The sequence below is a fragment of the Streptomyces purpurogeneiscleroticus genome (assembly GCF_020024005.1).
Classification (GTDB): domain Bacteria; phylum Actinomycetota; class Actinomycetes; order Streptomycetales; family Streptomycetaceae; genus Streptomyces; species Streptomyces purpurogeneiscleroticus.
On sequence record NZ_NHSG01000031.1, the window covers coordinates 1 to 6,121 of the forward strand.

A 6,121-nucleotide genomic window follows, 5' to 3' on the forward strand; every position below is an offset into this window, starting at 1 on the left:
TACGGCATCGGCACGGCGGCCCCGCGGAGCGCCACGGTCCGGGTGGCGGGGCGGTCGGTGGCCGCCGGCGACGTGACCGGCGACGGCCGTACGGACCTGGTCGTCTCCGGCGGCCCGGAACGCCCCGTGCTCCTCACGGGCTCGGCCCGCGGCCTCCGCGCGGACCGCGAACAGGCCGTACCGAAGCCCCCAGACATGCCCGCCACCGCCCGCGCGACGGTGCTCCGGCTGGCCGACTACGACCGGGACGGACGAGCCGACCTGGCCCTCCTCACCCGCTCGGGCGACGGGGACACGGTCACAGTGCACCGAGGCACGCCATCCGGCTTCGCGGACGAGCCCGCGGTGTCGTTCAGCACGGCGGCTTTTACTGAGTGAGCGCTCTACGGAATGAGCAGCGCGGCGCTGCCACCGGGTGGCGTACGGCGTGCAACCCTCCTGCCCCCTCGCGGGTCTTGTGATCGTCAACTGCCGCTGGACTCCCGGTGAATGCCCGGTGACGCGCGGCGGACGGCACTCATCCGGACGGGATGCGCCCGCGTCCCGCATGCAGCAGGAGAACAGCGTGCCCAAGCACCTTCGTACGGCCGTGGCCACCGCAGCGGTGGCGGCCCTGACCGGCGGTCTGCTCACCCTCTCCACCGGCCCCGCGGCGGCCGCCGGCAGTGGCCTGCAGGGCGACTTCAACGGCGACGGCTACCGCGACCTGGCCGTTTCCGCGCCCGCCGCCACCGTCGGGGGCCACAAGAACGCCGGCGCCGTCACCGTCCTCTACGGCTCCGCCGACGGCGTCTCGGCCGCCCGGCACGCCACCTTCACCCAGGACACCACCGGCGTTCCGGGCGCGGCGGAGACCGACGACTTCTTCGGCCTGACCACCTCGGCCGGCGACTTCAACTCCGACGGGTACGCGGACCTCGCCGTCGGCGCCCCGTACGAGGATGTCTCGGGCGACGCCGACGGCGGCACGGTACAGATCCTCTGGGGCGCCGCGGGCGGCATATCGCGCGCCGCCACGGTCCCCGACCCGGCCCCGACCAAGCACGACCGCTTCGGCAGCGCGCTCGCCGCGGGCGACTTCGACGGGGACAAGAAGGGCGACCTGGCCGTCGGCACCAGCTCCGCGACGCTGCGCGTCCTCAAGGGCGGCTTCACCTCGGCAGGAGTCGCCGCGTCGAAGTCGGCGGTCACGCTGCCGATCCTCAGCGGCGCCGACAGCGGCATCATCCAGCTCACCGCCGGCGAGGTCACCGCGGACGGCCGCACCGATCTGGTCGTCGACGGCTACCAGAACACCGCGGACGACGGCGAGAACTACTACAACGCCAACTACTACCTGCCCGGCTCGGCCTCCGGCCCGTCCGGCTCCGCCGCGCGCAAGCTGCCGGCCGGTCTCATCACCGCCATCGGTGACACGGACGGCGACGGCTACGGCGACCTGGTCACCGGGATGCACTGGGACGCCGACATGGCACCCGGCAGCACCAAGGGCGGCAAGGTCAATGTGATCTACGGTTCGGCGAGCGGCCCCACCAGCCGGATGGACACCATCACGCAGGAGTCCGGCGCGGTCCCGGGCGGCTCCGAGAACGGTGACAGCTTCGGTTACGAGGTCTCCCTCGGCGACATCGACGGCGACGGCCGGCAGGACCTGGCGATCGGCGCGGCGGGCGAGGACATCGACGGCGTCACGGACACCGGCTCGGTGACCGTGCTGCGCGGCTCCGCGTCCGGCATCGACACCTCCCACGGCGTCCAGTACTTCCACCAGGACGTCCCGGGCGTGCCCGGCGCGTCCGAGACCAAGGACCTCTTCGGCACCGAGGTCTTCCTCTCCGACACCAACGGTGACGGCAGGGCCGACCTGTCCGTGGGCGCGGGCTACGAGAACGACGGCAATGGCGCGGTCGTCTCCCTGCCGTCCGACGGCACCCGCATCGGCACCGCCGGTGCCCGCTCGGTGACGCCGGGCACGGTGGGCGTGCCGACCACCGGCCGGCCGCAGTTCGGCGCCTTCTTCACGGGCTGACTCCGGACGCGCTCGGCCCCGGCGGGACGGCCCTCGGCCGCCCCGCCGGGAATCCCCTAGGGGATGTCACAGGTCGGCAGCAATGCCCGTCCTGTCCGCCCTCTCCCGCCTACGACCCGCTGGGACCAGGTACGTTCGAAGCGTGGCTGGATTCAGGATGGGTCGCGGACGGAACTCCCGCACCGCGCAGCAGGGGCAGCAGGGTCAGGCCCCGTACGGTCAGCAGGGTCAGCCTGGTCCGTACGGAGCACCGGCGCCGTACGGTCAGCAGCAGGCGCCGTACGGCCGGCAGGCCCCGCCCCCCGCACAGGGACAGTGGCAGCAGCAGGCTCCCCACGGCGGCGCCCAGGGCGCCGGCCGGCACGGCGAGCCCGAGTACTTCGGCGACCAGGGGCACGCCCGGCAGCAGCCGCCCTACGGCGGCGGCAACGCCCGCGCGGACGCACCGGGCCACACCCAGCAATTCAGCGTGGGCGAGGCACCGGACGCGTACGGTGACGGCCAGTACGACGGCCAGTACGACAACGGCCAGTACAGCGGCGGCAGCATGTACCACGCGGGCCAGTCGGCGGCCCCGCCCGCCGGCCCGCGCCTGCCGTGGAAGGAGCTGCTGACCGGCATCGTCCGGCAGCCCGACCAGACCTTCTGGCGGATGCGCGACTACGCCGTGTGGGGCCCGGCCCTCGTCGTGACCTTCATCTACGGCCTGCTCGCGGTCTTCGGCTTCGACGCCGCCCGCGAGGACGTGCTCAACGCCACGCTCTCGCAGAGCATCCCGTGGGTGCTGATCACCGGCGTGATGTTCGTCATCGGCGGGCTGATCCTGGGCGCGGTGACCCACACCCTCGCCCGGCAGCTCGGCGGCGACGGCGGGTGGCAGCCGACCATCGGCCTGTCCATGCTGATCATGTCGATCACGGACGCGCCGCGACTGCTCTTCGCGATGTTCCTGGGCGGCGACAGCACGCTCGTCCAGGTCCTCGGCTGGCTGACCTGGCTCGCCGCCGCGTACCTCTTCACCACGATGGTCCGCAGGTCGCACGACCTGCCCTGGCCCAAGGCGCTGGGTGCCTCCGCGATCCAACTGGTCGCCCTGCTCGCCCTGGTGAAGCTGGGCACGCTGTAGTAACGACCGCCGCCGCGTTGGCTGCACATCCTGATGCAGTAGGGCCCCGTTCCGTCCGGAACGGGGCCCTACTGCCTCTCAACTGGCCTTGATCACACGCTGTTTCACGTGAAACGCTGCGTGGCCGACCCGTCACACTTCTGCAGTCGCACCCGGTCCTTCGCCGAAGCCAGCGTCAGGCACAGCTCCCGGGCCGCCTCCGGCCGGATGCTCTGTGTCGCCGCGTCCTTCACGAACCGCTGGTTGGCCGCGCCCGAGCAGTTCCACAGCACCACTCCGGCCCCGGCCTCGTACTTCGCACCCGGCACGTCCAGGCACCGGTCCTGCGTCAGCTCCACATGCACCGATCGCCGGCCGCTGTCGTACCACCAGCCCTGATTCCGCTGGTCCTTGCAGTCCCATCCGCCGACGGCCGTGCCGTTCCGCGAACTGCCGCCCGTCGCGTCCACACAGCTCCCCGTGCCGGCATTCTTCAGTGGCCGGTAGGCATCGTCCCAGGCCCCCGCGTACAGCTCGGTCTTCCCGGTGCTCGCCGGGTCCGCGCAGGACGCCTCCCGCAGGCCGGACGCATAGAGCTGGGTGAGGCAGGAGGCGAACGCGGCGTGCCCGCGCGCGTTCGGGTGGAAGGACTGGCGTACGGAGTTGGCGTCCGGCGGGAAGGGGTGGGAGACATCGACGTACAGGCCGCGCGCCCAGGGGTCCTCCATGCACACCTCGTGCCCGTGGAAGAGCCGTGAGTTGTCCAGGTACACGGCGCCCGCATCGCGGGCCGCCTTCCGCATGCCTTCCTCGAAGGCCGGTACCGCGGCGTTGCGCCCCCACGCCGAGTCGGAGGTGTATCCCGTGCAGCCGCCCGGCAGCTTCCCCGGGAAATCGGGGTTGTCCTCGATGTCCGGCCCGATCGGGCTCGGATACCCCATCACCACGAGCTTGTAGTCGCCGTCCGCGTACCCGGCGTCCCGCATCACCGTCCGCAGATCACCGACCGTCTGCTCGACCTTCGGCACCAGCCCGTCGACCCGCGCCTGCCACCCCGGCGCGTACTTCGGCTCGCAGGCCCCCTGCAGCAGCAGCCAGCGGGTGACGCAGTCCGTCATCACCGGACCGAACTGCAGGTCGTCGTTGGCCCCGGCCACCAGCACGACCATCTTCAGCCGGGTGTTCCTGGCCTTGATCGCCAGGCTGTCGCTCTGCACCAGCTCATCGGCGTACTGCTTGCTGCCGCCGATCTTGATGTTCCCGGTGTACGCACCCGAGCAGGACACGTTGTACTTCACATCCGCGGCGATACCGGTCCGGTGAATGGCCGCGTCCGGCGACCGGTGACACCAGTTGTCCGGTCCGTTCGTCCCCGGCTCGTACGTCCCGACGCCCTCGCCCGAGATCTCACTGTCCCCCAGCGAGATCAGCGAGGTCTTGCGCTGCTCCATCGGGCGTTCGGCCGGATCCCCGTACAGCCGGGTGGCCTCCTCGGCCCTGATCTTCTCCAGCTCGGGCGGCAGCGGCTTGCTGTCCGCGGCGGCCGCCGCGGCCCCGGCCGACGGCTGCGCCGCCACGCTCGCCCCCGTACCGGCGGCGGTCACACCACCGGTCAGCACCATCACGGCGGCGGCTGCGGTCACCAGCCGCCGCCCTCGTCTCGCACGCACCATTGGGCCTCCCCTCCGGTCTGCTGTTACCGCCGGTTTCTACTCGTAGGTAGAACCCGGCGGAACACCCGGCACAGGATTGGCCCGAATTCGTCATGCGCCCCAACTGGCGCACGAGTACGGGAAGTTCGCCCTCAGGCGTCGAGAACCTGACCCTCGCGCCGCACGACCGGCGGCTCGACGCTCCACGGGAAGTTGATCCAGTCGTCCGTGCGCTGCCAGACGTACTCGCACTTCACCAGCGACTGCGACTTCTCGTATATCACCGCGCTGCGCACCTCGGCGACGGTGCCCTGGCAGAAGTCGTGCACCAGCTTCAGCGTCTTCCCGGTGTCGGCGACATCGTCGGCGATGAGCACCTTCTTGTCCGAGAAGTCGATCGCGTTCGGCACCGGCGCCAGCATGACGGGCATTTCCAGCGTCTCGCCCACGCCGGTGTAGAACTCCACATTCACCAGGTGGATGTTCTTGCAGTCCAGCGCGTACGCCAGGCCCCCGGCGACGAAGACCCCGCCCCGCGCGATGCTCAGCACCACATCGGGCTCGTACCCATCATCGGCAATCGTCTGCGCCAGCTCACGAATGGCGGTGCCGAAACGCTCGTACGTCAGATTTTCCCGCACGTCAGTCACGTATCTCTCTCAGCCCTCTAGCGATTCCCCATCGCATCCGCCGTACGGTCCTCAGACCTGGGTACGGTGGAAGTTCTTGTACGAACGCGAGGGCGTCGGCCCGCGCTGGCCCTGGTAGCGCGAGCCGTACCGCTCCGAGCCGTACGGAAACTCGGCCGGCGAGGTCAGCCGGAACATGCACAGCTGCCCGATCTTCATGCCCGGCCACAGCTTTATCGGCAGCGTCGCGACATTGCTCAGCTCCAGCGTGACGTGCCCGCTGAACCCGGGGTCGATGAACCCGGCCGTCGAGTGCGTCAGCAGCCCCAGCCGCCCCAGCGAGCTCTTGCCCTCCAGCCGCGAGGCGAGGTCGTCCGGCAGCGTGATGACCTCGTAGGTCGACGCCAGTACGAACTCACCGGGGTGCAGGATGAACGCCTCGTCCCCCTCGGGTACGACCTCCCGCGTCAGGTCGAGCTGCTCGACGGCGGGGTCAATGTGCGGATACCGGTGGTTCTCGAACACTCGGAAGTACCGATCGAGGCGCACATCAATACTCGATGGCTGGACCATCGACTCGTCGTAGGGATCGATACGCACCCGGCCCGCGTCGATCTCGGCCCGGATGTCCTTGTCTGAGAGAAGCACGCCACGAGGATACGCGCCCGGTACCCGGGGCTCCGCACCCCGCATCCGTCCCGCCTCC

General features: G+C 70.6%; 6 protein-coding genes. 3 read left to right on the plus strand and 3 right to left on the minus strand.

Going from position 1 to position 6,121, the window contains the following annotated elements; genetic code table 11:
• The 3 genes from CCS38_RS00830 to CCS38_RS00840 all read left to right on the plus strand — a co-directional run.
• Positions 1 to 378 (plus strand): FG-GAP repeat domain-containing protein (locus CCS38_RS00830; protein ID WP_223731237.1); only part of this gene is annotated, 378 nt, incomplete at its 5' end.
• 187 nt (positions 379 to 565) lie between these two features.
• Positions 566 to 2,029 (plus strand): FG-GAP-like repeat-containing protein, encoded by a 1,464-nt coding sequence (locus CCS38_RS00835; protein ID WP_223731238.1) that lies wholly within the window; start codon positions 566 to 568, stop codon positions 2,027 to 2,029.
• A 157-nt stretch (positions 2,030 to 2,186) separates the two neighbouring features.
• Entirely contained in the window at positions 2,187 to 3,155 is a 969-nt protein-coding gene (locus CCS38_RS00840; RefSeq protein ID WP_223731240.1) for a Yip1 family protein, read from the plus strand.
• Between the two features lie 104 nt (positions 3,156 to 3,259).
• On the opposite strand, the gene CCS38_RS00845 is transcribed toward CCS38_RS00840, so the two are convergent.
• The 3 genes from CCS38_RS00845 to dcd all read right to left on the minus strand — a co-directional run bounded on the left by CCS38_RS00845 (position 3,260) and on the right by dcd (position 6,063).
• A complete protein-coding gene (locus CCS38_RS00845; protein WP_223731239.1) occupies positions 3,260 to 4,807 on the minus strand; it encodes a ricin-type beta-trefoil lectin domain protein in 1,548 nt (515 codons plus the stop codon).
• A 131-nt stretch (positions 4,808 to 4,938) separates the two neighbouring features.
• Complete coding sequence (locus CCS38_RS00850; RefSeq protein WP_030259145.1) at positions 4,939 to 5,436, minus strand: phosphoribosyltransferase; 498 nt, start codon at positions 5,434 to 5,436, stop codon at positions 4,939 to 4,941.
• Positions 5,437 to 5,487: 51 nt separating this feature from the next.
• Positions 5,488 to 6,063 carry a dCTP deaminase gene (gene dcd / locus CCS38_RS00855; protein WP_030259148.1) on the minus strand — a complete coding sequence of 192 codons (576 nt, stop codon included), beginning with the start codon at positions 6,061 to 6,063 and terminating at the stop codon, positions 5,488 to 5,490.
• Between the last annotated feature and the right edge of the window lie 58 nt (positions 6,064 to 6,121).

Excerpts from the sequence above, each read along its gene's own strand:
- CCS38_RS00845 (WP_223731239.1), bottom strand. The coding sequence starts at position 4,807 with ATGGTGCGTGCGAGACGAGGGCGGCGGCTGGTGACCGCAGCCGCCGCC.
- CCS38_RS00840 (WP_223731240.1), top strand. The coding sequence starts at position 2,187 with ATGGGTCGCGGACGGAACTCCCGCACCGCGCAGCAGGGGCAGCAGGGT.